Below are 22,550 nucleotides of genomic sequence, written 5' to 3'. Positions count from 1 at the left end.
GCACTCCAATTTGCCCGGACAGCGATGCTGTCCGGGCATGGACAAAGCGATGTCTCCATTGATCCTCAAGGTTCTTCCGGTCGCCCTCGTCGCCGCTGCCGTTCCGGCAGGGCTCTCGATACAGACGGTCTTCGGGGATCGACAACCTCACCCCATCGCTATGACGGTTACCTTGCTTTCGGGTTCGATCACCTATCCGACGCCAGGGGAGTTCCTGATGGAGGGACGCCCGCAAGCCAATCCCCGCCTCAAGCGGCAACTCAACAGACCTCTCGAAATCATGGCCTACCAGATCAGCGCGGCCGACTATGCGGACTGTGTGTCGGCAGGAAGCTGTCAGCCGGCACAGGAGACGCGCGCGATCCCAAGCAACGCTCCCGTAACTGGAGTGAGCTATCTCGATGCCAATGCCTACGCCCGGTGGTATTCGCAAGTGACGGGCGACCAATGGCGGCTGCCATCCGACGAAGAATGGGCGTTTGCCGCGGCGGAGCGGTTCGCAGGGGAATTTGAGGGTGTCGAAAACGACGCCAACAACCCCGCCAGACGCTGGCTCACCAGCTACAAGGCCGAGGTGGACCTCAATCGCAAACCGGACCCGTTGCCCAAGAGCCGTGGCTCTTTTGGTTTCAATTCCCTGGGCCTCGCCGACTTTTCCGGCAATGTTTGGGAGTGGACTTCGACTTGCTATGTCCGCACCACATTGCCTGCGGATGGAAGCGGCGTTGCGAGTTCGGTCGACAATTGCGGCGTCCACGTCCTTGAAGGGCTTCACAGAGCCTACATGTCGAACTTCGTCAGCGACGGAAAAAGCGGCGGCTGTGCCGTTGGCACGCCTCCCGACAATCTGGGTTTCAGGCTGGTCCGGGACCATCGGGGCTGGGCGAACCGTATCGTCGGCTACCTCGGCATTGCCTGACAAATCAGAAGCGGCTTTTCATTCGCGTTTCGACGGTCGCCTGCTCTCCCCGCCGCCTCGCCGCACCTTTGGCCTTATCAACGCACTTCCATAGATCAGAATGAAGCCGGCAAATGCCGCCACCCATGCGGTGCCGGCCATGTCGATCACTATGTCATAGGGGACGAAGGCAGCCAGGATTCTCAATGATCCTGCGAGGAGGACGGCTCCAAAAATGAACGAGGCGCCTTTTCCAGCCTTGAGCTCTCGCCCGGTGTGACCGAGCGTTGCGCGGGTCATCACGGCAAGCGTCATCGCGCCGACCGCGCCAGTTCCGAGTGCGTGGAGTCCCGCCGCCGCCGGCACGGCATCGGGGAAGAAGATCGACACCGAGACAAGGGCGAGACCGACCGGCACGAAGGCATATGCGAGATGGAGTACGAGCACCAGCGGATCCCGCAAGGTGCGCTCGCCGGCCCACCGCGACAAGCGCCACGCCTGGCTGATTGCAGCGGCCGCCAGGAGCATTCCTGAGGCGCTGTTGTCGGGCGCGAACGTCCATGCTCCCAGCGCGATGGCTGAGATGGCTATCGATGCCATGTCAAAACGGTCGAACGGAGCAGGCAGCCGGCCAGGATTTTCGCGGACGAGCCAGTTGCGGGTGAAGCTCGGAATGATGCGCCCGCCGATCAACGAGATGAGCATGATCGCCGCGGCCATGCCGAGCCTGCGGCTGATGTTGGATGTGCCTTGAAGATGCGCCTCGATGTGGAACGTGCCGTTGGCGCCAGCCAGGACGGCAAGCGGCAGCAGCACCTTGAGATTACGCCAGTTCCGTCCTGCGACGATCTCGCGGGCCGCCGCGGCAGCAACCGCAAGCAGAAATGAGCCATCGATCACGGCGGCTGCTTCCCAGCCGATATCCGCCGAGACAAAGACAGCGACACGGCCGGCAAGCCACAGGACCACCAGCGCCAGCAGCGGCAGGCCTTGCACAGGCAGCCGGCCGGTCCGGTTGGGAATGGCGGTCAGCAAGAACCCGGTAACGATCGCCGACAGATAGCCGAACAGCATCTCGTGAATGTGCCAGTCGACGGGAACGAACGCACTGTGGGCATTGAGTTCGCCGGCATACATCGGCAGCCAAAGCAGAATGGAGAGCGACGCATACAGCGACCCAAGGAAGAAGAACGGCCTGAATCCGTAGGAAAGAAATGCGGGCCCGGTGTAGGCCCGCAGGCGTGGAATCCCCATGATTTGCGTCTCCAAATGAACAGGGCCGGATGAACCGCCGCCCTCGGTCCGTCCGGCCCGCGCCCGCGCTTTATGTGGCAGGCATGGCTGTATCGAATGCCGTCAGTTGGCCGGGATCTGGGTGAACAGCTCGGCGAATACTGTCTTTGCCTTCCCGGGATGCTTGACCGCTTTGGCGGTATCGAGATTGACCGGCTTGCCGACAACGATCAGCGCGACCATGCCCATGCCGTAGTGCGGCGCGCATTTGACGCCATACACACCTTCCTGGGTGAGTGTGACGGTGATCTCCTCGCTGGGCTTTCCCTTGAAAGGCTCAGCGCCATCCGGAAGCATGCCCTTGATCGACTCTGCGTCATGGCTCTTGTCGGTCGGCACGAACTTTACGGTATCGCCGGGTACTGCCTTGACGAAGGCCGGCTGGAAAACCATGGCGCCCTTTTCGCCCTTGTTGAGCATTTGCACCACATGCTCTTCCGCGCTTGCGCCGCCGGCGAGCGCGAGGATGGAGATTGTGGCGGCGAGGATGGAGAGTTTCATCGGTTCGTCCTTTTGTTTCGTCGTCACGGCATTTGGCCGTTCCATGCCTTTTAGCCTGACAAGCCCCGGCAGAATTTGCGCTGGCGCAAACTCGGAGTAGAAAGCTCTTCCATGGACTGATGCGAAACTACAGGATCGTGAGGAATCCGCTTGGCTGCGTTGGACCGATCGCTGATATCGCGGCTGCCGCTCTTTCAAGGACTGACGCCCGACGAGCAGAGCGAGATCCTGCGAGATGCGCGGTCGTCTCGCTATGCCAAGGAGACGACGATCTTCGCGCAGGAAGCCGATGCCCATTCCTTCTTCGTGCTGATCGCCGGGCACATCCGCGTCGTCCGCACCACGCCGGATGGACAGCAGGTCATCGCTAGATACATCAGCGAAGGCGAGATCTTTGGCGTCGCCGCAGCCCTTGGCCGGACGACTTACCCCGCCAGCGCAGTCGCGGCGGTGGACTGCGTGGTGTTGGCCTGGCCCAACGCGCTATGGCCGGGACTGGCGAAGCGGTTTCCTGTGTTTGGGGCGACCACCTACCGGACGGTCGGAAACAGGCTGCAAGAAACCCAGACGCGGGTTGTGGAGATGTCCACTGAACAGGTGGAGCAGCGCGTTGCTCACGCGCTGCTGCGACTGGCAAATCAGACTGGTCGGAAGACCGACAGCGGCATCGAAATCGACTTTCCGATCTCGAGGCAGGACATTGCCGAAATGACGGGGACGACACTGCACACGGTCAGCCGGCTGCTCAGCAAATGGGAAGAGAATGGGATAATTGCCAGCGGACGCCAGAAAGTCACTGTCAAGGACGCGCACCGGCTTGTGGTCCTCTCAGGGAGTCGAACCAAGCGCTGATTTATCACCTGCGCGCTCGAACAGCCGATTCCAAATCCACCAGGAAGGCGGTCTCATTGATCTGATGCTCTCGGCACGCCTCAGCGATCGTATGGAAGGTACCGATTGGACAACCGACGCAAAGCATCCTGTATCTCAGCACGACAGCCACCGTTGCCGGCCATTTTCTCATGATCTCGTCGACGACCATGTCGGAATTGAACGAACTGAGCTCCTTCACGATGAAGTCTCCGCCATTGCGAAGCGTCTTAATAGATTCCTCTCAGGCCGCCTTCTTTGCGCTTTCGCAACTTTGATGAGCATTGCCGTTTGGCTAGGAAAAGCTAGACAAACGTCATGACCATAATTGCACCGATGACAATCAGAACAAGCCCGCCGATCAGCATAGGGAGCAGCGTGTTGTTCAGGTCGACGCCCGACTCGAATTGGTTGGCCACCGGTGTGTCATTTTTGTCTGGGTCAGTCATGCTTGTCTCCACGGGCCGGCAGACGCGAACCGCGCGGCGTTGCGGTTGAATTGTCGATCGAGGCCTTACCCATGCTTATCGTACGCCGAAGCTTCGGATGCAGGCAGCCCGCCGACAAAGTCCTGGGGCATCAATGCGACGTCGGCCAGCGTGTAACGATCAAGGGTGTTCTGGAAGGAGGCCATCGCGTCGCCGAACATTCCTGAAAGTTTGCAGCGGCCGGTGAGCACGCACTGATTTCCGGTCCCGAAGCACTCCACAAGCGCGAAATCTGGCTCCGTCAGCCGTACCACGTCGCCGATCCGGATCATCTCGGGGCTCCGCCCGAGGGCTAGCCCACCGGAGCGGCCGCGGACCGCTTTCAAGTAACCGCCGCGCGTCAGGGTGTTGGCGACCTTGTTGAGGTGCGTTTTGGATACCTTGAACGTGCGTGCCACCTCCTCGATCGTGATCAGGCGATCACCGGCAGAGGCCGCGTACATTAGCATCCTCAAGGCGTAGTCCGAGAAATTGGTCAACCGCACTAATGGTTCCTCTTTGCAATTCTCGTACAGGAGCCACTTACAATCCAGCCCCGCATCACAGGTCCTTCTCGACGATCGGTTCAATGCCCATCGTAGTCTCGCCACGGCTGAAGGCGACCGCGAGACGGAAGCTGTGAGCTATGCGCAGTGCGCGGTCCATGAACAGCGCCGCAACCTCGGGTGGGCAAACACGGCGCACCGTTGCGCGAAACAGCTTTAGCCAACGCCGGAAATGCGCGACTCCAAGGCCGGAGATCGCCAGGTGTGGCGGTAATGGACGGCCTTCATAACGGGACGACCGGAGCAGCGTAGCGGACCAGAAGTCGCACATCTTAGCCAGATGGCGCGGCCAAGCCTCAGGATGGATAGCGTTATGAAAGATGGGGCCGAGAAGGTCGTCGCGGCGAATCTCATCATAAAAGCCGTCAACCACAAGACGGATCATGGCCTCGTCAAGCACGTCTGGCAACGGGGCACCACCGATGACGATCGTTTTGTTGCTCCGACCATTCGCAATCATGTGCATGCTCTTAGTTTTCGAAGACCCAAAGACCTCAAAATAATTCCCACACTCAAACAGCTCCGCAACGCACCGAGTGAAGTCGCGTCCACGATGACGATTGATGCATTTGCTTCAAAGGAGGCCTTCGTCGGTATGGGTCGGAATCGCACCTTAAAGAAAGATTGTCAATATATCTTATTGGCGGGCAGCTCGTGGCTGGAGGGGCCGGTCGGCTGTTTAATGAGAGCGGAGTTGCAGGCATTCGCGGGCGGTGTGCGCCGGAACGCCATCAGCCAGCAGATGCGAAACATTGGCCGAGCAATGACCGCCCAGGAAATCGAGGAGCTGCAGCACGCGGCCTTGGTGACGCGATCTGCGGTATGCCTGCACAACCGCTCTATCGTTGGCCGGCTGCGTGCTGCAGCCGTGCGATCAGGTCGCGGTTGCGGCAATAGTCTGGCGGATCATCAGCTTGCTGGTGTTCATCAAGCCAAGTCGAGCATTCATCCTGGTGCCCGCAGGAGCGACACCGGTCGACCGCTCGATTGGTGACGGCAACATGGTCCGGAACGACCTTCAAATATTTGTCGACGCCGAGCTTCTGCATCATGCGGCTCATCAAGGCGGTCCTGGCGTCAACTGAAATCAGGTAGTCGAGAAAACTCATGTCGTTTCGCTCCCGTTTTCTGGCAGATCATTGCGATATCGGCGATCGCTGCATTGATCTCGGTCAACAGGCGTCTCCCTCGTGGTGATATCTATCGTGCGTGCCTCAAGCGATGGCGTGAAGGTCCTGATGCGACCGGCGGCCAATACAACATGAAGCGGTTGATGCTGCTCTCTTCCATCAGCGTACGCGTGACGCCGCCGAACGCCCATTCCCGCAGGCGGCTATGACCGCATGCGCCGGAAACCATCAGGTCTGCATGAATCATGCGTGCGAACGCCACCAGCTGTTCGCCATCACCATCGCCGGGATGAATTCGGTCCGCACCGTGATGCCGTGGTGCTCAAGAAAGACGGGGACGTCCGCGAGGCTGTCACAGATGCTTTCTTTGTAGCACATTTGTGGTCGCCTTTCGCTGGAGCGTTTGGATGCTATGATGAAGTGCATCCGCCGGCACTCGACGCCTTGATGCGTGTCAAATGACACTACTCACCGGATCCCGAACCTCTGACTATGCCGGTTTTTGCGTGTGCAGAAAGAGCGATGAATGATAGTTAGAATGCGTTGCGGGTTCCCTGATCAAAGGACTTGATTTGGACGACAAACAAACACGTGACCTGTCGACCGGCGTTCGCGCCGAAGGGCGGGTCGCGGCCGAACACGACCGGCTCTCCCAGATGTTCGAGCAGGCCCCTGGTTTCATGACCTTGATGCGTGAGCCGGGTCATGTATTCGAGCTGACCAATGCCGCCTATCAACGTCTGATTGGCCAGAGGCAAGTGATAGGAAGGTCGGTACGCGAGGCCCTGCCCGAGCTCGAAGGCCAAGGATTCTACGAACTGCTGGACCAAGTATACGAAACGGGCAAGCCCTACAGAGGTCAAGGCGTGAAGGTCGCCCTTCGCAACAAGGACGGCGAGCCGGTCGATGAACGCATCCTCGATTTCGTATATCAGCCCATCAAGGCTGACGATGGTCGCATCACTGCGATCTTCGTCGAAGGCACCGACGTCAGCGAACTCTCCTATGCAAACGCCGCACTTCGACTGCGCGAAGATCATTTGCGTTCGATCCTAGCGACAGTGCCCGATGCAATGGTGGTCATCGACGAACAAGGCCGTATTCAATCCTTTAGCACGGCTGCCGAAACGCTGTTCGGCTACCAGTCCAGCGAAGTCATCGGCCAGAATGTCAATCTGCTGATGCCGTCGCCCTACCGCGAAGAGCATGATGCCTATCTTCACCGCTATTTAGCGACAGGGGAGCGCCGGATCATCGGGCTCGGTCGCACCGTCACTGGAATGCGCAAGGACGGCTCGACCTTTCCGATGGAACTCTCTGTCGGCGAGATGCATCCGGGAACCGGGCGCTTCTTTACCGGCTTCTGCCGCGACTTGACCGAACGCCACCGGGCGGAGGCAAGAATACAGGAGCAGCAGCTGGAGCTTCTCCACATGGCGCGGTTTACTGCGCTCGGCGAAATGGCCTCGACGCTTGCCCACGAGATCAACCAGCCGCTCACCGCCATTACGAACTACCTTAAAGGCAGCCGGCGGCTTCTCGAAAAAAGCACGGAAGACAACGCGCCGATGCTGAGGGAGGCCGTCGAAAAAGCAGCGGAACAGGCCTTGAGGGCCGGAGACGTCATTCGCCACCTTCGCGATTTCGTCGCAAGAGGCGAAAGCGAGCGCCAGGTCGAACGCCTGCCGGCGATTATCAAGGAAGCCTCGTCACTGGCCCTGGTCGGCGCAAGAGAAATAGATGTCCGCGCCAGCTACAAGCTTGATCCCGCCGCCGAACTGGTCTTGGCCGACCGCATCCAGGTTCAGCAGGTTCTGCTGAACCTGATGCGCAATGCGATTGAAGCCATGCAAGGCATGCCACGCCGCGAGCTGCAAATCATAACCATAGCCCGTGATGACGGCATGGCTGAGGTAAGCGTGGTTGACACAGGCACTGGACTGGCGCCGGAAGTCTCCGCCCAGCTTTTCCAGCCATTTGTCACGACCAAAAAGCAGGGCATGGGGGTTGGCCTCTCTATTTGCCGCACGATCGTCGAGTCGCACGGCGGTCACATCTGGGCTGAGGCAATGCCGGCCGGAGGAACCGCCTTCCGGTTCACCTTGCGCATCTGGGAAAAGGAAGAGGTCGCCAGTGGCCGGTAGCAATCTTGTGCACGTCGTCGACGACGACGTCGACGTTCGCAAATCGCTTGGTTTTCTGTTGGCGACGGCCAACTTCGCCGTGCGCTTGTACGAATCGGCGACAGCTTTTCTGGCGGTGGCCACGAGCAGTCTTGACGGCTGCATTGTGACCGATGTGCGCATGCCGGGCATTGACGGCATCGAGTTCCTGCGACAGCTCCGGAGCCGCGGGCATACGCTTCCGGTCATCGTCATGACGGGTCATGCCGATGTGGCCCTCGCTGTTCAGGCGATGAAGGAAGGTGCCGCCGACTTCATCGAAAAGCCGTTTGACGACGAGGTGCTGATCGAAGCGATCCGCTCCGCATTGGACAGTCGCAATCGGACGGAGGCGACACACCCACAAGGCGTGGAAATCCGTGGTCGTCTGGCGGCCCTGTCGGAGCGGGAGCGACAAGTGCTGGACGGCCTTGTGTCCGGCCTGCCGAACAAGACGATTGCCTATGACCTCGGCATCAGCCCGCGCACGGTCGAGATCCATCGCGCCAATGTCATGAGCAAGATGGCCGCGAGCAGTCTGTCGCATCTCGTGCGCATGGCTTTGGTTGTGGAGTCCAAACGTTAAAGCGAGTCAGTAAGAGACCTGTGGTTGTTTGCCGGGATCGTATCCGGCACCCAGTCTCGCCAGTGGGTCGGGTGAACGTCGATGCGTGCGCGGGTGGCGGCGTTCTTCCAGCCTTCCCGCTCCTTGATGCACGGAAAGACAAGCGCATGTTCGCCGTCCTCGTCGAGGACGGCCAGTTCCAGCTCACGATCGAACGGAGCGCTTGAGATCGGCTTCCACATCATCCCCTATGATGGGTGGGAGCAGCAGGCCCCGCCTTGATCTGGATCATTTTCCAAATCCCCACTCCGGTATGGACGCTGACACTGACATGGGCCGCCATGCGAGTCACCGGCGGGCCTAGCCATGGTTGTCGATTCATCTGTCGGCCGACCGACTCCTTGATCGTGATCAATGACCTCCCTGGCGGCAGGGCTACGATCCGCGATGACGAATATCAGAGTCGATGGAGCACCGGCGACACCGTGCTGTCACGAAAAACAGGAGATCGCGCCGATGCTGATCCGCACGCTTTCTGCTTTGGAATGTACAAAATTGCTGACGGCCAACCGGGTCGGCCACTTGGCATGCGCTAAGGATGGACACCCCTACGTCGTGCCATTCTACTATGCCCACGCCGACAATCACCTCTATGCATTTTCCATGCCGGGCAAAAAGGTCGACTGGATGCGTGCCAATCCGCTGGTGTGCGTCCAGGTGACGAACGCCGCCAAGGGCGGGCATGGAGAAGCGTGGTTGTCGATCGTGTCTATGAAGAACTGCCTGATCGGATCGGCTACAAGGTTCAGCGCGACCATGCGTGGTCGGTGTTGACCAAGCACGTCGACTGGTGGGAGCCTGGCGCTCTGAAGCCGGTTACGCCTCCTGTTTCGGACAGCACTCCGCATGTTTTCTTCAGGATCGTTATCAAGCAGGCATCGGGTCGGGAAGCAAAGGAATAGCGTGCTTCCCGTCCGAACACCGCGGGCGCACAGCCGCTGTGGATTGTGCCGTGCAATCCGTTTTCACGCCAATTCGTCCATCGCGCAAAAAAACATTGGAAGTCCGAGCCAGCTTGGGGATAGGCACTCTGTGGCGCATGTATACCAGTGGTGAAGGGCGATGGCGCAGGAAAATCTGGTGGTGTGCAGCAAATGCGGCGGAATCAATCGACTGCCGCCAGCGCGCGATGCCAAAAACGCAAAATGCGGAAGTGCGGGAAAAAGCTGTTCTCAGGCCACCCCGAGGACGTCGATGCACGAACCTTCGATCGTCAGGTCAAGCGAGGCACCGTTCCCGTTGTCGTGGATGTCTGGGCGCCATGGTGCGGGCCCTGCAAGATGATGGCGCCCGCATATGAAGCCGCAGCAAACGAACTGGAACCGCATGTTCGGCTGATCAAGCTCAACTCCGATAATGAGCAGGCCGTTTCAGCCAGGCTCGGCATTCGCGGCTTCCCGACCATGATCCTGTTCCATGGCGGACATGAGGTTGCGCGCACTTCCGGTGCAATGACGGCGGGGCAGATCGTCAGGTGGATCCGCGACCACCTGCCTGTGGCCGGCGCCTAATCGTGGATCCGCTCATCGCCCGACTCGGACTTGCACTGACTATAGGCCTGCTCGTCGGACTGGAGCGCGGCTGGCGAGAGCGGGACGCGCCCGATCGTAGCCGGACGGCCGGAATTCGAACCTACGGCATATCCGGTCTGCTCGGCGGCATTCTCGCAGCTCTGGCCGATGCTCTCGACGCAGTGTCCGTGCTGGTCGGTGGTTTCATCGCCTTTGCGGCAATCTTCGCCTGGTACAAGGCGCGTGAGGCAGCCCATGATGAGGATTTCAGTGTTACGGCGGTAGTAGCAGCCCTTTGCGTGTTCGCGCTCGGTGCATTGTCCGTCGCAGGCGATTACCGCGCCGCTTCTGCAGGAGGAACAGCACTCGCGGCCATCCTTGCCAGTCGAGAAATCCTGCACGGCCTCCTGAAGCGGCTGACCTGGATCGAGCTTCGTTCCGCGCTGATCCTGGCTGTGATGAGCGCGATCATCCTGCCCTTGCTGCCAAACCGGACGATGGATCCATGGGGCGGCTTCAATCCATGGGAAGTCTGGTTCCTCACGGTGCTGATGGCGTCGATATCGTTCGCCGGCTATGTCGCCGTTCGCGTCCTGGGGACCACCCGCGGCCTGCTCGTCAGTTCGCTCGCCGGCGCCATCATCTCTTCCACCGCCGTAACCGTGGCGCTGGCCCGCAACGCCGTGTCGGGAAGCAATCCTCTGCCGCTCGCTGGCGCGGCGTCGCTGGCCGCAATGGTTTCCTTGCTACGCGTCTGCGCCGTGGTTCTGATCGTCGAGCCAATCGTGTTCGCTTCGGTTGGCATTCCCGCAATTGCCGCGGCGCTCTCCTTCGCTGCTTGCGGAGCATTGCTGCTGGCTCGGGACAGCGGGGATCACGAGGGTCCCGCGGTCGCGCGCAATCCATTCGACCTAGGCCCGTTGCTGCTCTTTGCCCTGCTGTTTGCGATCGTCGCGACCGCGAGCGCTGCATTGGCTGCTCAATTCGGCGGACGCGGCTTGCTGGCGAGTTCGGCGTTTGCAGGCATGTTCGATGTCGATGTCTCGGTTCTCAGTGCCTTGCGCCTGGTCAAGCATTCGGTCCCTGTCGAGACCATTGGCCAGGCGGTGCTCGCGGCACTGGCAGCAAACGCGATCTGCCGCCTGTCGCTGGCCGCATTTGCCGGCCCGATCAGGTTCTGGTTCCCGCTCGCAGGTGCAACCCTCGTCGCCGCAATAGCCGGCTACGGCACGATGTTGCTGCCATCGACCTTCTGATAGCGCCGAGAACCGGCCTCTTTTGATGCCGATCAAGGGCCAAGCCGGACAGCCGCTTTATGAAACTCCGCGAAGGAGTACGCCATGATCAGCTTGAAGGGTCTCACCCCGAAATTCCCGCACGTCCGGTTCGTGCCAAGCCGCCTCGGAGGTAACCCATGCCGCGGCGCATCTTGATTGTTGTCGGCCATCCCGATCCATCACCGCACCGGCTCTGCCGTAGTCTCGCCAAGGCCTATGCCGAGGGAGCGGAACTGGCGGGGCATGTCGTCCGCCGGGTCGACCTCGCGGCACTCGATTTTCCAATGCTTCGGACGGTGCAGGAGTTCGAGCACGGCGCGATTCCCGACAGCCTAAAGGACGCCGCTGAAGCGATAGTCTGGGCGGAGCACATTGTATTTGTCTTTCCGCTGTGGCTCGGGACCGTGCCGGCTCTGCTCAAGGCTTTTCTGGAACAGGTGATGCGGCCGGGAACTGCCTTTACCTACCGGGACAAGGGTGGCGGCTTGCCCAGGAAACTGCTCCGCGGCCGCTCCGCTCGCGTCGTGGTCACGATGGGCATGCCGGCCGTTCTTTACCGGCTATGGTTCCTCAGTCACGGCATTGCCGGCATGCGGCGGAGCATTCTGCGTTTCGCCGGCGTGAGCCCGGTGCGCGAAACCTTGTTCGGCATGGTCGCGGATGCCACCGATCCGACGCGGGCGAAATGGTTCGAACAAATGCGCAGGCTCGGTGAGCGGGCGCTTTAGCACGATCGTCTTCAACCGGAACAGCAAAACTCCCCTTTCGCACGAATGCAAAGGTGGGCGAACGTGAGAATTGGCACGGCTTTGCGAAGTGCTGGTCAGCAAAGGCTCGCCCGCCGACGTCGCAATGGACCCTGAGCGCACTGCTCGCCTCGGCCTTTGTCGTTGCGCTCGGCTACGGAATCGTCTTGCCGGTCCTGCCGATGATGGTCGAGCGGCTTGCCGGTGCGACAGATCCGACATTCAATGCGCGGCAGATTGGCTTCCTGACTGCTGCCTATGTCGCCGCGCCGGTGGGCGCCGCTTTCCTCTCGGGGAAGTGGTCTTGTTTGATCGGGCGCAGATCTGTCCTCTCCAGGGACTTGTCTTCTCGCCGCTCGTCAACCCGGCAGCGGCGAGGCTGCTTGTGGCTCCTGCCCTCCTGGTGATGGCGATGGGTCTGGCGGTTGTGCCGATACTTGCCGGGCTCACGGAAATGCTGTTTGCGGTTTCCGTTGTTTCGGCTTCGGCCGGCGTGATCAGCCCGCTGCCCGCCTACTGGGTGTCGCGCATCAGTGCACGACGCCAAGGTATGGAACTCGGCATCGAGTCGGCAGCGGTCAGCCTCGGGCGCTAGTGGGCTCCGCGGCCGCCGGCCTGCTGTTCGGGGTTCCCCGGGCTGGAAGGCGCCGCCTTCTTCGCCGCTGCCGCAGCAATGGGCCTCGCCGCGATTGCAAGCCTGAAGCTGCCGCTGCCATTGGCGTGCGCACATTCCGAGGCGCGGTCGAGCCCTGCCGACCGAGCGGACGCAGCAGTTTGATCCACGTCATTGCGAGTGCGGCTGCCAGGATGTGAAATACAAAAAACAGGAGATCTCATCGATGCTGATCCGCACGCTGTCTTCACTCGAATGTACGAAGTTGCTAGCGGCCAATCGTATTGGCCACTTGGCATGCGCGAAGGACGGGCAACCCTACGTCGTGTGTTTCAACTACGCCTACGCTGACACTCACCTCTACGCGTTTTCCTTGCTAGGCAAGAAGATCGAGTGGATGAGAGCCAATCCCTTAGTGTGCGCCCAGGTCGAGGAACACGGCCAAGGACGCGGATGGAGAAGCGTCATTGTCGACGGCCGCTTTGAAGAACTGAGTGACCGGACCGGCCACGAGTTTCAACGCGGTCATGCATGGGCAGTGTTGAGCAAGCACACGGACTGGTGGGAGCCTGGCGCGCTCAGGCCGATCACACCTCCCGTGTCAGACAGCACACCGCACGTTTTCTTCCGGATTCTCGTAGAAGAAATTTCGGGCCGGGAGGCAATAGAATAGGCTGTTTTCCGGTAGATTGACGCGTTGCACGCAGCGCAAGCACCTGGCTGACAGTGGATTGCGCCGGGCCGATCGTTATTCAGCCTTTGAATTGTCAGCGCGACATTTCGATCGGCGCCGATGATCGCGAACGTGCCGGTGGCAAGGGGAAGCTATAGATCGCGCGAACTTGGCCGCTTTCGATGGACCATGCCCGCGCCCAACTCAAGTAAGTTTCTTCTCTACCTGCCCTGGATGAGGTCCATGACAGGCGGGAACGTCAGCAATACGCCTACCGCCAGCAACGCGAAGGACACAGAAAGGACCTTTGCCATTTCCACGTTCTTTGGGGCCCACCTGCGCGAAAGGATAAACCAGGCAATCAACCAGACGATGACTGCGCTGGTCGAGACGCCGGACAAGGCGCCGGTTGGTGTATAAAACGTGAAAAAGTGGTTGAGTGATGTAAAGGCATCGCCGGCCAAGGCGAATATCCCCATAGCGGCAGATCCAATTCCAGCGGCCAGGATGGCGGCCGCACCGGGACCGTTGGGAATCTCGTCCGGCCTGATAGGCTTGATATTGGCCATGACTATTCGCCCTCCTGTTCACCGGCGATGATTTCAATCATCGCGCCACCACGAACCGGGGCGTATTTGTTGAGAAACGCCCCGAAAGCACCCGCTACACCAGTCGCCACGAAGGCAACAACCGCGAAGCCGATGACGGCCGTGCGGATTTCTTTCTGCCTGGCCAAAGCCGGTCCGTATTTGGCGAAGACATAGGCGACCATCGTCATGGCAATTGGCGCAAGCCAAGCCACGTGCTCTTTCCACTCCATCCCCAAGCTATGCCACGCGGATGTCTTCGGGTTGGAGGTCAGCAGAAACTTTGGATAGTCGGCCAAATTGGTAACCCCTGGGGGCACCGCCGCTCGATACCACGGATATACTATGTAGGCACCCGACAGCACCGCACCCCAGGCAAGGAAGACCATTATCGAGAGATAAAGCAAAAGCAGATTGTGTTCTCTGGCGCTTGGGATGGATGGGGCTCCAGGCGCAGACATTCGATAGAGCTCGGCAAGTGCACCCGAAAACGCGAGCATAAAGAGTGCTCCAAAACCCATACCGTGGAATACTGTCATAAGATCGCGGGAAGAGATTTCCATGACGTCATCTCCTACGTTGACAAGCTTTGATCAAAGGCCGATGGGGGCGTTCCGCTTTGATCGAAATCAATTTGCGATATCCGATAACATTATTTTGAAGCTTTATTTGAACAAACTTGCCACTGCCCTGCTTCGTAATGCAAGACGCCTACGCGCAGCTGTTGGCGGCCGGCGCTGAAAGGGTCGTGAGGACGGACCCCATTCCGCATCCGCCGAATGCGATTTCCCTCGCCGGCTTAACGCTCGCCTATTTCTCAGCCTTCGTCGTATCCACCCGAACTCAATCCATGCCGAATCAAGCAGCCGGCGTCGACTCCTGATTGAACTCTTTCAACCAGCCACCTTCAAATCCCGCCCGTTGCAGGCCGGTGCGAATATACCGGCATGAGCGCATCAGCCGCCACAGGAGGCCGCTGCATTCGTTCTCGATCATGAGCACGACGGGACCTTCGTTGAGGCCGAAATGCCAAGGCGAAACCCACCATCCAAAGGCGTTGCCGGATGTTCCTGGATGCGTCGGATTGAAGGCCGCCTTGAAACCATAGGCATTGGCGGCCTTGAGCTTGGCTTGGTGGATGCAGAAGCTGATCGCCGGCCGGACGATTTCGGGAGCAAAAGGCAGGGAGGCAGCGACCGACCATGGAGCGAGCGTGCCATCGTCGGGACCATAGGGCACGCCGCGCGCGACATAACCCTCGAACTGGCGCTCGATGCCGTTCAACTTGAGCGTGGAAGGACCAGGCCCCTCGCTTGCGGTGATGCCCCAGCAGTGTTCGCCATAACCCTCAAATCCACGCGGATTGTCGACGGCGTAGCGTTGCTGAACGAATGTGGCCCGTCGGCTGTTCTCGAAATAGTCGCTTCCCTTGCTGCGCATGAAGGCATCCTGGATGTCACGAAAATCGATCCAGACATGGGAAAGCTGGTGAATGAACAGCGATCCAGCATAAAGATACTCGTAGCCGTAACAATTTTCCCATCGGAATGTTGCGGTCCAGGCGGGGTAGCTAGTCTCGGGCAAGGGGTGGGTCGGCGAACCCAGTCCCAGGACATAGAGCAAGAGCGCCTCGTCATAGCCTTGCCAGCGATATTTCAGGAACCCGTGCTCGGGTGTCCAGCCGTGGGCGACGGTCTCTCCCCCGTCCTGCGCCCAGCGCCAATCGGCACGGTGATAAAGCGCCTCGGCCAAGGTCCGGATCTCGGCCTCGGGCGCGGTGTCGGCATCGAAATACTGCCCTGCAGCCAGCGCGCCCGCCAGCAGGAACGTGCTGTCGATCGTCGACAGCTCGCATTGCCAGGTCCGCCGGCCGGTCTGCATGTCCAGGAAGTGATAATAGAAGCCGCGGTATCCGGTAGCGTCGGGCTCGGGGCCCTGCGGACTGTTCCAGAAGAAGCGCAGCGTTGCCAAGGTGCGTTCCGCGGCCGCGCTTCGCGTCATGAATCCGCGCTCGACTCCCACCGGATAGCAAGCCAGCGCCAAGCCGGTGGCCGCAATGCTTGCCGGCCAATCCGCCTCGGTCTTGTCCAGGATGAGACCATTGGCGGGGTTCGCCTCATGAATGAAGTAGTCGAATGTCTCCCGCTGCAATATCGCCAGATCGTCTTGCATGGCAGAGGTGTTCGCGACGCTGTTGGTCTCGGGAGAATGCGCTCGCATCGCGCTGCGTTCCCCCCGCTGTTCACGGATGCGCCAGACACAGATGGTCGAACACACCTTTGACGCCCCTGACGCCTTCGGCAACCACGCGCACAGCATCCCGTTCACTCTGCGATCTGACCGCACCCGAAAAATGCACCAGGCCATCAGTCACCATAAGCGTTAACGCGTCTGCTTCGACCCCTGCGTCCTCTCGCAGCCGTGTAAGAATGCTGCGCCGGATCGCATCGTCACCTGCCGCCGTAGCGTCGTCAAACCTCGTCGCAACGACGACGCGCAGAAGATCGGCGCGGCTGACGACGCCGACCAGACGCTGTCCTCTCATCACCGGAATGCGATTTATGCCGTGCTCCTGCATCAGCGCAACAATTCGCGCTATCGGGGTTTCCTCGTCCGCCACGATGACATCCGAGGTCATCAGATCCGCCACTTTCCAGCTGTGGCCCTTCACATAGCTGCGCGGTGCACCTATCGGAAATACTGGGGCACCCAGTTCTGACCTGCGCAGGAAATCACCCTCGCTCACAATTCCAGCCAGGCGGCCTTTGTCATCGACGACAGGCATGCCGCTGATGCGATGATCCAGCATGATCCGCGCTGCATGTCTTACGCTGTGGTCAGGCGACACGGCAACAATGTTTGGACTCATTACATCCTTTGCTTTCATCTGCCTCATCCTTGGCTCAGTTCAAGTGAACAGGCGCCCGAGCGCCAATCGGCGGCATCGTAGCGTAAATGCCGCCGACCTCTTTGAGGCAAGTCAATGCCGGTTCCGAACCGACCGGTGCGGCCGACTCGACTGCTCCCACAACATGTCGAGCGGCTACCGGAACACATGACCGCCCCCGAAGCGGTTTTGATTTGTATCAATGTCGCGCTCACCTCGACGGGTGACTGTGCCATGCGACCTCGCGGATTGATGTCTGCGCCGACGCGACAAGTGCCTCGAACATGCGATCCCTGGCGGCCATGGCTGATACTGTCTTCACCGCAAGAGCGCTGACCAAAACCTACACCTCGGGCGAGACGCAAGTGCTTGCGTTGCGTAAGCTGGATCTTGAGATCGCGGCGGGAGAGATGGTCGTTCTGCTTGGACCGTCGGGCAGCGGGAAGTCGACCCTGCTCAACATCATGGGCGGGCTTGACCACGCCACGAGCGGCCAGTTGTTCTTCAGGGACCAGGAACTGACCAACCTCGATGATCGGGGGCTGACTGCCTATCGGCGGCAGCACGTCGGGTTCGTTTTCCAGTTCTACAACCTGATCCCCAGCCTGACCGCTTATGAAAATGTCGCTCTCGTCACGGAGATTTCCGATCATCCGATGCGCCCGGAGGAGGCTTTGGCGCTAGTCGGGCTTGAACCGAGGATGCACCATTTCCCGGCTCAATTGTCCGGTGGCGAACAGCAACGCGTGGCCATTGCCCGTGCCATCGCCAAGCGCCCGGACGTGTTGCTTTGCGATGAGCCGACAGGCGCGCTGGATTCCAAGACAGGCATCCGGGTAATCGAGGCACTGCTCGGCATCAATGCCCAGCTTGGCACCACGACACTCATCATCACGCACAACGCCAGCATCCAGGATGTCGCCGACCGCGTCCTGTTTTTCGCCGACGGGCAGATCTCCAGAATCCGCAAAAACGAGGTTCGCCGGACTGCTGCGGAACTTGTCTGGTGAACAGGATGGGCGCGCTGGACATCAAGCTCCTCCGCGACTTCGGGCGGCTCTGGGCGCAAGCGCTTGCCATCGCCCTCGTCATTGCCGGAGGCGTGGCGACGCTCATCCTCGCCGTCGGATCCTACCGTTCCCTGGACGAGACGCGCACTGCCTACTACGAACGCTACCGCTTCGCCGACGTCTTTGCTTCGGTAAGCCGCGCGCCAAAAACGCTTGTCGACCGGATTGCCGAGATTCCCGGCGTTGCTTCGGTCGACACACGAATTGCCAAGCTCGTGCTGCTTGACATACCGGGTTATCTGGAGCCGGCGACAGGTGAAGTCATATCCCTGCCCGAAACCCAGGAGGCTTCGCTCAACCTGCTCTACATGCGTGTTGGTCGCATGCCGGAGCCCGGACGCGCCGAAGAGGTCGTCGTCAACGAGGGCTTTGCCTTGTCCCACCGCTTTCAGCCCGGGGCCCGATTCTCGGCAATATTGAACGGCCGGAAACGTGAATTGACGATTGTCGGGATCGCGCTGTCTCCCGAGTTCATCTACGCGGTCGGGCCAGGTGACATCATGCCGGACGATCGTCGCTTCGGCCTCATCTGGATGTCGGAAAAAACGCTCGCCAGCGCCTACGATCTCGATGATGCGTTCTCGTCCGTGTCGTTGAAGCTGCTGCGGGGCGCGTCCGAGAGTGAGGTCATGATGCGCCTGGACGCCCTGCTCGAGCGCTATGGTGGCCGAGCGGCCTATGGCCGGAAGGACCAGACTTCGCACGCCTGGCTGAACCACGAACTCGATATGCTCAACAACATGAGCCGGACCCTGCCACCGATTTTCCTTTTGGTGTCGGCATTCCTGGTCAATCTCACACTGAGCCGGCTCGTTGCGCTGGAGCGCGAGCAGATCGGGCTGATGAAGGCGCTGGGATACAACAACGCCAGCATCGTCATGCACTACCTCAAATTCGTCACCGTCATCGTGATGATCGGCATTGTAATCGGCAGTGCAGCGGGCACTTGGCTGGGGATGCGCATCACCAGTCTGTTCGGTGACTTTTTCCATTTTCCGTTCCTCGTCTTCACCAAGAGCCCGGACCTCTACGTCATTGCCGCCGCGCTCAGTCTCGTCGCTGCAATCATCGGGGCTGTGCGAGCGCTTCGAGAGGTCGTGCGATTGGCGCCTGCCGTCGCGATGCAGCCGCCGGCGCCTCCGCGCTATCGGCGACTGCTGCCTGCGAGCTTCACAGTCGACAGGTTCATGTCGCAACCGACCACGATGATGTTGCGCAATATCACTCGCCATCCAGTCAGGTCGTTGTTCACGACGCTTGGAATTGCGCTGGCGACAGCCATCCTGATTGTGTCACTTTTCACTGGCGATGCGATGGAGCAGCTCATCGACGTGACGTATTTCCTGGCCGACCGTCAGGACGCCACCGTCAGTTTCGTGGAAAAACGCCCGCTGGACGTCGTGCTGCAGATCGCGCGGCTTCCGGGCGTTCTCGCCGCGGAGCCCTACCGCGAGGTGCCGGTCCGCATCAGGAGCGGAAACGTCGAGCGCCGGATCATGATCAGCGGCAGGCGGCGTGACGCCGATCTCAACCGCATCATTGATGTCGACCTGCGGCCGGTCGTTCTGCCGGAAGCGGGCCTGGCGATTTCGAGCATGCTTGCTAGGATTCTCGCGGTGAGGGTCGGCGATTCCGTCGAGGTCGACTTGCTCGAAGGAGCGCGGCGGACCTCTGTCGTTCCTGTGGCAGCCTTGGTCGAAGATTACTTCGGCATCCGCGGGATGATGGATTCAGAGACGCTCGCGCGCCTGATGCGCGAAGCGCCGTCTGTGAACAGCATCAATGTCAGCCTCGACCAGAACAGCCGGGAAACTTTCTATGCCGCCATCAAGAACCTGCCGATTGTCGGCGGCCTGGCTCTGCAGAGTGTGTCGCTTGCGAATTTCCGCAAACTGGTTGCCTTGCTGATCACGACAATGGCCAGCATCTACACCGGGCTGGCTGCCGTCATCGCGTTTGGTGTCGTCTACAACAGCGCCCGGATCTCGCTTTCCGAACGGGCGCGGGAGTTGGCCAGCTTGCGCGTCCTTGGCTTCACCCGGGGTGAAGTGTTGCGCATCCTGCTGTTGGAACTCGCCCTGCTCACATTGATCGCGCAGCCGCCTGGATGGCTCATTGGCTTTGGTCTTGCCTGGATTATGCAGAAGAACCTGGCCGGCGAACTGATGCGGGTGCGCCTGATCGTTGAGCAGTCCACCTACGTCTTCGCCAGCGCGATCGTGATCGCCGCGGCCGTGCTTTCCGCGCTCGTCGTTCGCCGAAGGCTCAACGAGCTGGACCTTGTCACCGTTCTCAAGACACGGGATTGAACCATGCACACGATCTGGATGAAGCGAACGTTGGGCATTGTAGCGTTGACCATCTTGGGCGCCGGCGCCGTCTGGTTCGCATGGCCGCGGCCGATTGCAGTGGATCTGGCAACGCTGACGAAAGGTCCCATGGAAGTCACGATCGACGACGAAGCGAAAACGCGCGTGCGTCACGTCTATACGGTGTCAGCCCCGATCGCCGGCAAAGTCCTGCGGATCTCTCCACCCCGCCACATCGGAGACCACGTCACCAAGGACGAAACCGTCGTGGCTGTGATGCAGCCGACACTGCCGAGCTTTCACGATGCGCGCACCCACGAGGAACTGCTGGCGGCGCTGGCTGCGGCCGATGCGACGGTAAACCTTGCGGCAGCCGAAATGCGCCGGATCGAGGCTGCGCTTGTATTTTCGAGAACGGAGTTGGGGCGGGCGGAAGCACTTGCGCGCACTGAGGCGATTTCTCTCAAAGCCCTCGATGGCGCCAAGTTCGACGTCGAAACCAATGAGGCAGCCCTGGCCAGTGCAAAAGCTCAGCTGGAGGTCCGCCGAAACGAGCGTAACAGCGTTGCAGCCCGGCTTGGTGAGCAGTCGGGAACCGCGCCGGAGCCAGATCCCGCCTGCTGCATACAGTTGCGCGCTCCCGTGGCAGGCAGCGTGCTGAAGATCATTCAGGAGAGCGAAGGGGTAGTCCAAGCCGGTGCACCGCTGATCGAAATCGGCGACCCGCTCGATCTCGAAATCGTCGCGGACCTGTTGTCGACCGACGCTGTCCGCATAAAGCAAGGCGCGCCGGTCTGGATCGACAACTGGGGTGGACTGCCGGTCCAGGGCCGCGTCTCCCGCGTCGATCCGGCGGGCTTCACCAAGGTTTCCGCACTTGGCATCGAGGAACAACGCGTCCGCACGACGATCGACTTCACCGACCCTCCGGCGAAGTGGTCGGGGCTAGGACATGATTACCGCGTGATAGTGCATGTCACGATCTGGAAAGGCGATGACATCCTGGCCGTCCCGGTGGCTGCCCTGTTCCGACAAGGAGACGACTGGGCGGTATTCGCGGTAAGGGACGGCCGTACACGGGTATCTATCATCAAGATCGGTCAGCGAAACAGCCGTACGGCGGAGGTTCTGTTGGGCCTTGCCCCAGGCGATCGCGTGGTACTGCACCCGAGCGACAGGGTCACGGACGGCGTGACCGTCGCGGAGCGCGATGTCCAATACTCTCAATAGCTAGTGTCGGAACGGCAAAGTCGATGGGAAAGGCGGAAACCAGCGGGAACTGGCGGGTGGACAACAAAGGACGACATTTATGGCGAGACGGCACTTCGACGGATTATGTTTGAACGTCTTCTTTTTAGTCCTCTCGCGGCGTCCCTCCGGTGAGTAGCAACGATGCCTCGGGTCAGGTCACGACATCGTCGTGATGACCTGAATGTCGGCCAGCTCTCATGTGTCGTCCCAGCCTAAAGCCAACCTGTCGCAATCAGCCCAAGGCTGACGAGCGGGCATGCGCCGCATATCGGCCGTTGAGGTCGAGCTTTGCTACCACGGGACCGGTCGATAGTGTCTCGAGCGTTTGTGATCTTCTTGTGAAACCGCTCACAAAGCCAGGATCGCCAACGCTTCTACTCATGCTATGATCTCTTTAAGGCCATGCAAGAACAAGTAATTTGTTCTTGCTGAGTCTATCGCCGCGCAAAGACATTGTGCTTAGCACCCGCATAATGAGCCTGCCAGCCGCCTTGTGCGCTGCAGGCGACGAGGACTATCCAGCCTCTGAACGTCTCCGCCAACGCCGACATGGACATTCGATTCGAACATTGACGCGAGAGGTGATAGTCTGACCTTGGAACCTTGGAAGGAGGAAAATGCGCGCCATTGCACTATTTGCCGGCGTGTTGGTGACTCCGCCCTCGATGGCGGCGGAGCAGCTGATCTTTTACACAGCTAGTTTTCCAGATGCCACGTCGGTCCAGCTCAGCGTCGTGAACAACAATGTCTCGCTATATGGGGACTATGACTTTGACGTCGCTATTGGCCTAGTCGAGACGGACGCGAACGGCGCCATCAGGTATGAAGATGGCGGCAGGCACCGTGCACAAGTTCGCTGTAACTATCCGGCATATGTGAGCGTAGGTGCGCGAAAATATCCCATAGAGATGCCTCTGAGCCGCTCCGCACGTGACGACTGGAAAGAAAATCTCTGGAGGATTTTCTGCCCGGCACCTTCATCCTGACTTCCGTACCCATGGCATTGCTCGACCGGGTTACTTGATACCGGTGACCGTGATGCGTCCGTTGACGCGATCGGCTGTGAACTCGATCGCCTGACCCGTTTTGACCTTGTCGAGCAGGCCCTGCTCGG

25 protein-coding genes and 2 pseudogenes are annotated in these 22,550 nt (G+C 60.1%); 14 read left to right on the top strand and 13 right to left on the bottom strand.

Annotated features, from left to right (window positions below; genetic code table 11):
* The first annotated feature begins 49 nt into the window (after positions 1–49).
* Positions 50–919, top strand: coding sequence for an SUMF1/EgtB/PvdO family nonheme iron enzyme (locus NKI59_RS20625; RefSeq protein ID WP_352622944.1), 870 nt, complete (start codon positions 50–52; stop codon positions 917–919).
* 18 nt (positions 920–937) lie between these two features.
* Here NKI59_RS20625 and NKI59_RS20620 read toward each other — a convergent pair whose 3' ends face one another.
* Both NKI59_RS20620 and NKI59_RS20615 read right to left on the bottom strand, forming a co-directional pair.
* Positions 938–2,152, bottom strand: a complete 1,215-nt coding sequence (locus NKI59_RS20620; protein ID WP_352706452.1) for an NnrS family protein — start codon at positions 2,150–2,152, stop codon at positions 938–940.
* A 102-nt stretch (positions 2,153–2,254) separates the two neighbouring features.
* On the bottom strand, positions 2,255–2,692 hold the full coding sequence (locus NKI59_RS20615; RefSeq protein WP_352706450.1) for a pseudoazurin: 438 nt from the start codon (positions 2,690–2,692) through the stop codon (positions 2,255–2,257).
* A gap of 150 nt (positions 2,693–2,842) precedes the next feature.
* On the opposite strand from NKI59_RS20615, the gene NKI59_RS20610 reads away from it, so the two are divergent.
* Positions 2,843–3,544 (top strand): Crp/Fnr family transcriptional regulator, encoded by a 702-nt coding sequence (locus NKI59_RS20610; protein WP_352706447.1) that lies wholly within the window; start codon positions 2,843–2,845, stop codon positions 3,542–3,544.
* Between the two features lie 4 nt (positions 3,545–3,548).
* Here the strand turns inward: NKI59_RS20610 and NKI59_RS20605 are convergent, their stop codons facing one another.
* From NKI59_RS20605 to NKI59_RS20580, 6 genes are all read right to left on the bottom strand, one after another.
* Positions 3,549–3,734 (bottom strand): DUF1858 domain-containing protein, encoded by a 186-nt coding sequence (locus NKI59_RS20605; protein ID WP_352594021.1) that lies wholly within the window; start codon positions 3,732–3,734, stop codon positions 3,549–3,551.
* A gap of 133 nt (positions 3,735–3,867) precedes the next feature.
* Positions 3,868–4,011 carry a hypothetical protein gene (locus NKI59_RS20600; RefSeq protein WP_352455556.1) on the bottom strand — a complete coding sequence of 48 codons (144 nt, stop codon included), beginning with the start codon at positions 4,009–4,011 and terminating at the stop codon, positions 3,868–3,870.
* A gap of 65 nt (positions 4,012–4,076) precedes the next feature.
* Positions 4,077–4,535 carry an RrF2 family transcriptional regulator gene (locus tag NKI59_RS20595; protein ID WP_352578066.1) on the bottom strand — a complete coding sequence of 153 codons (459 nt, stop codon included), beginning with the start codon at positions 4,533–4,535 and terminating at the stop codon, positions 4,077–4,079.
* 55 nt (positions 4,536–4,590) lie between these two features.
* Complete coding sequence (locus NKI59_RS35115) at positions 4,591–5,061, bottom strand: group III truncated hemoglobin (RefSeq protein WP_352783693.1); 471 nt, start codon at positions 5,059–5,061, stop codon at positions 4,591–4,593.
* A 373-nt stretch (positions 5,062–5,434) separates the two neighbouring features.
* Positions 5,435–5,644, bottom strand: coding sequence for a DUF6455 family protein (locus NKI59_RS20585; RefSeq protein ID WP_352640996.1), 210 nt, complete (start codon positions 5,642–5,644; stop codon positions 5,435–5,437).
* Positions 5,645–5,968: 324 nt separating this feature from the next.
* Complete coding sequence (locus tag NKI59_RS20580) at positions 5,969–6,103, bottom strand: hypothetical protein (RefSeq protein ID WP_352640975.1); 135 nt, start codon at positions 6,101–6,103, stop codon at positions 5,969–5,971.
* Positions 6,104–6,381: 278 nt separating this feature from the next.
* On the opposite strand from NKI59_RS20580, the gene NKI59_RS20575 reads away from it, so the two are divergent.
* Positions 6,382–7,869, top strand: a complete 1,488-nt coding sequence (locus tag NKI59_RS20575; RefSeq protein ID WP_352706548.1) for a PAS domain S-box protein — start codon at positions 6,382–6,384, stop codon at positions 7,867–7,869.
* On the top strand, positions 7,859–8,473 hold the full coding sequence (gene fixJ, locus NKI59_RS20570; protein ID WP_352593955.1) for a response regulator FixJ: 615 nt from the start codon (positions 7,859–7,861) through the stop codon (positions 8,471–8,473). Before NKI59_RS20575 ends, fixJ begins: the two co-directional genes overlap by 11 nt.
* Here fixJ and NKI59_RS20565 read toward each other — a convergent pair.
* Positions 8,470–8,694: a hypothetical protein gene (locus NKI59_RS20565; RefSeq protein ID WP_352593954.1), complete on the bottom strand. Its 225-nt coding sequence runs from the start codon at positions 8,692–8,694 to the stop codon at positions 8,470–8,472. The genes fixJ and NKI59_RS20565 overlap by 4 nt on opposite strands.
* A 274-nt stretch (positions 8,695–8,968) precedes the next feature.
* On the opposite strand from NKI59_RS20565, the pseudogene NKI59_RS20560 reads away from it, so the two are divergent.
* From NKI59_RS20560 to NKI59_RS20535, 6 genes and pseudogenes are all read left to right on the top strand, one after another.
* Positions 8,969–9,414: pseudogene (locus NKI59_RS20560) on the top strand (pyridoxamine 5'-phosphate oxidase family protein).
* Positions 9,415–9,574: 160 nt separating this feature from the next.
* Positions 9,575–10,023: pseudogene (gene trxC / locus NKI59_RS20555) on the top strand (thioredoxin TrxC).
* Positions 10,024–10,025: 2 nt separating this feature from the next.
* Positions 10,026–11,279 carry an MgtC/SapB family protein gene (locus tag NKI59_RS20550; RefSeq protein WP_352622935.1) on the top strand — a complete coding sequence of 418 codons (1,254 nt, stop codon included), beginning with the start codon at positions 10,026–10,028 and terminating at the stop codon, positions 11,277–11,279.
* A 158-nt stretch (positions 11,280–11,437) separates the two neighbouring features.
* Entirely contained in the window at positions 11,438–12,028 is a 591-nt protein-coding gene (locus NKI59_RS20545; RefSeq protein ID WP_352593952.1) for an NAD(P)H-dependent oxidoreductase, read from the top strand.
* A gap of 322 nt (positions 12,029–12,350) precedes the next feature.
* Entirely contained in the window at positions 12,351–12,641 is a 291-nt protein-coding gene (locus NKI59_RS20540) for a hypothetical protein (RefSeq protein ID WP_352593951.1), read from the top strand.
* 244 nt (positions 12,642–12,885) lie between these two features.
* Positions 12,886–13,332, top strand: coding sequence for a pyridoxamine 5'-phosphate oxidase family protein (locus NKI59_RS20535; RefSeq protein ID WP_352455548.1), 447 nt, complete (start codon positions 12,886–12,888; stop codon positions 13,330–13,332).
* 221 nt (positions 13,333–13,553) lie between these two features.
* Here the strand turns inward: NKI59_RS20535 and NKI59_RS20530 are convergent, their stop codons facing one another.
* The 4 genes from NKI59_RS20530 to NKI59_RS20515 all read right to left on the bottom strand — a co-directional run bounded on the left by NKI59_RS20530 (position 13,554) and on the right by NKI59_RS20515 (position 16,806).
* Positions 13,554–13,901, bottom strand: coding sequence for a hypothetical protein (locus NKI59_RS20530; RefSeq protein ID WP_352593950.1), 348 nt, complete (start codon positions 13,899–13,901; stop codon positions 13,554–13,556).
* A 2-nt stretch (positions 13,902–13,903) separates the two neighbouring features.
* The gene (locus NKI59_RS20525) at positions 13,904–14,482 is read right to left on the bottom strand and encodes a hypothetical protein (protein WP_352593949.1); all 579 of its coding nucleotides are present in this window, start codon (positions 14,480–14,482) and stop codon (positions 13,904–13,906) included.
* A gap of 295 nt (positions 14,483–14,777) precedes the next feature.
* The gene (locus NKI59_RS20520; RefSeq protein WP_352640974.1) at positions 14,778–16,139 is read right to left on the bottom strand and encodes a glucoamylase family protein; all 1,362 of its coding nucleotides are present in this window, start codon (positions 16,137–16,139) and stop codon (positions 14,778–14,780) included.
* Positions 16,140–16,161: 22 nt separating this feature from the next.
* Positions 16,162–16,806 carry a CBS domain-containing protein gene (locus NKI59_RS20515; RefSeq protein WP_352706445.1) on the bottom strand — a complete coding sequence of 215 codons (645 nt, stop codon included), beginning with the start codon at positions 16,804–16,806 and terminating at the stop codon, positions 16,162–16,164.
* A 302-nt stretch (positions 16,807–17,108) separates the two neighbouring features.
* Here NKI59_RS20515 and NKI59_RS20510 point away from each other — a divergent pair, with 302 nt between their 5' ends.
* The 4 genes from NKI59_RS20510 (at position 17,109) to NKI59_RS20495 (ending at position 22,422) form a co-directional block, all read left to right on the top strand.
* Positions 17,109–17,816, top strand: a complete 708-nt coding sequence (locus tag NKI59_RS20510; protein ID WP_352706442.1) for an ABC transporter ATP-binding protein — start codon at positions 17,109–17,111, stop codon at positions 17,814–17,816.
* 5 nt (positions 17,817–17,821) lie between these two features.
* Positions 17,822–20,185: an ABC transporter permease gene (locus NKI59_RS20505; RefSeq protein ID WP_352594018.1), complete on the top strand. Its 2,364-nt coding sequence runs from the start codon at positions 17,822–17,824 to the stop codon at positions 20,183–20,185.
* A gap of 3 nt (positions 20,186–20,188) precedes the next feature.
* A complete protein-coding gene (locus NKI59_RS20500; protein WP_352593945.1) occupies positions 20,189–21,415 on the top strand; it encodes an efflux RND transporter periplasmic adaptor subunit in 1,227 nt (408 codons plus the stop codon).
* Between the two features lie 638 nt (positions 21,416–22,053).
* Positions 22,054–22,422, top strand: coding sequence for a hypothetical protein (locus NKI59_RS20495; protein WP_352455540.1), 369 nt, complete (start codon positions 22,054–22,056; stop codon positions 22,420–22,422).
* Positions 22,423–22,550 lie beyond the last annotated feature (128 nt).

The organism is Mesorhizobium sp. M0598, from assembly GCF_040320865.1.
Classification (GTDB): Bacteria; Pseudomonadota; Alphaproteobacteria; order Rhizobiales; family Rhizobiaceae; genus Mesorhizobium.
The sequence above is the reverse complement of the archived record's forward strand: the minus strand, read 5'-3'. Positions and strand labels throughout refer to the sequence as shown.

Bases quoted from the DNA above. Each gene is read 5' to 3' on its own strand.
- NKI59_RS20535 (WP_352455548.1), top strand. From the start codon at position 12,886: ATGCTGATCCGCACGCTGTCTTCACTCGAATGTACGAAGTTGCTAGCG.
- NKI59_RS35115 (WP_352783693.1), bottom strand. From the start codon at position 5,061: ATGCACATGATTGCGAATGGTCGGAGCAACAAAACGATCGTCATCGGT.
- NKI59_RS20585 (WP_352640996.1), bottom strand. From the start codon at position 5,644: ATGCAGAAGCTCGGCGTCGACAAATATTTGAAGGTCGTTCCGGACCAT.
- NKI59_RS20625 (WP_352622944.1), top strand. From the start codon at position 50: ATGTCTCCATTGATCCTCAAGGTTCTTCCGGTCGCCCTCGTCGCCGCT.
- NKI59_RS20515 (WP_352706445.1), bottom strand. From the start codon at position 16,806: ATGAAAGCAAAGGATGTAATGAGTCCAAACATTGTTGCCGTGTCGCCT.
- NKI59_RS20505 (WP_352594018.1), top strand. From the start codon at position 17,822: ATGGGCGCGCTGGACATCAAGCTCCTCCGCGACTTCGGGCGGCTCTGG.
- NKI59_RS20530 (WP_352593950.1), bottom strand. From the start codon at position 13,901: ATGGCCAATATCAAGCCTATCAGGCCGGACGAGATTCCCAACGGTCCC.
- NKI59_RS20510 (WP_352706442.1), top strand. From the start codon at position 17,109: ATGGCTGATACTGTCTTCACCGCAAGAGCGCTGACCAAAACCTACACC.
- NKI59_RS20565 (WP_352593954.1), bottom strand. From the start codon at position 8,694: ATGTGGAAGCCGATCTCAAGCGCTCCGTTCGATCGTGAGCTGGAACTG.
- NKI59_RS20575 (WP_352706548.1), top strand. From the start codon at position 6,382: ATGTTCGAGCAGGCCCCTGGTTTCATGACCTTGATGCGTGAGCCGGGT.
- NKI59_RS20525 (WP_352593949.1), bottom strand. From the start codon at position 14,482: ATGGAAATCTCTTCCCGCGATCTTATGACAGTATTCCACGGTATGGGT.
- NKI59_RS20620 (WP_352706452.1), bottom strand. From the start codon at position 2,152: ATGGGGATTCCACGCCTGCGGGCCTACACCGGGCCCGCATTTCTTTCC.
- NKI59_RS20615 (WP_352706450.1), bottom strand. From the start codon at position 2,692: ATGAAACTCTCCATCCTCGCCGCCACAATCTCCATCCTCGCGCTCGCC.
- NKI59_RS20600 (WP_352455556.1), bottom strand. From the start codon at position 4,011: ATGACTGACCCAGACAAAAATGACACACCGGTGGCCAACCAATTCGAG.
- NKI59_RS20545 (WP_352593952.1), top strand. From the start codon at position 11,438: ATGCCGCGGCGCATCTTGATTGTTGTCGGCCATCCCGATCCATCACCG.
- NKI59_RS20500 (WP_352593945.1), top strand. From the start codon at position 20,189: ATGCACACGATCTGGATGAAGCGAACGTTGGGCATTGTAGCGTTGACC.
- NKI59_RS20495 (WP_352455540.1), top strand. From the start codon at position 22,054: ATGCGCGCCATTGCACTATTTGCCGGCGTGTTGGTGACTCCGCCCTCG.
- NKI59_RS20520 (WP_352640974.1), bottom strand. From the start codon at position 16,139: ATGCGAGCGCATTCTCCCGAGACCAACAGCGTCGCGAACACCTCTGCC.
- NKI59_RS20605 (WP_352594021.1), bottom strand. From the start codon at position 3,734: ATGGTCGTCGACGAGATCATGAGAAAATGGCCGGCAACGGTGGCTGTC.
- NKI59_RS20580 (WP_352640975.1), bottom strand. From the start codon at position 6,103: ATGTGCTACAAAGAAAGCATCTGTGACAGCCTCGCGGACGTCCCCGTC.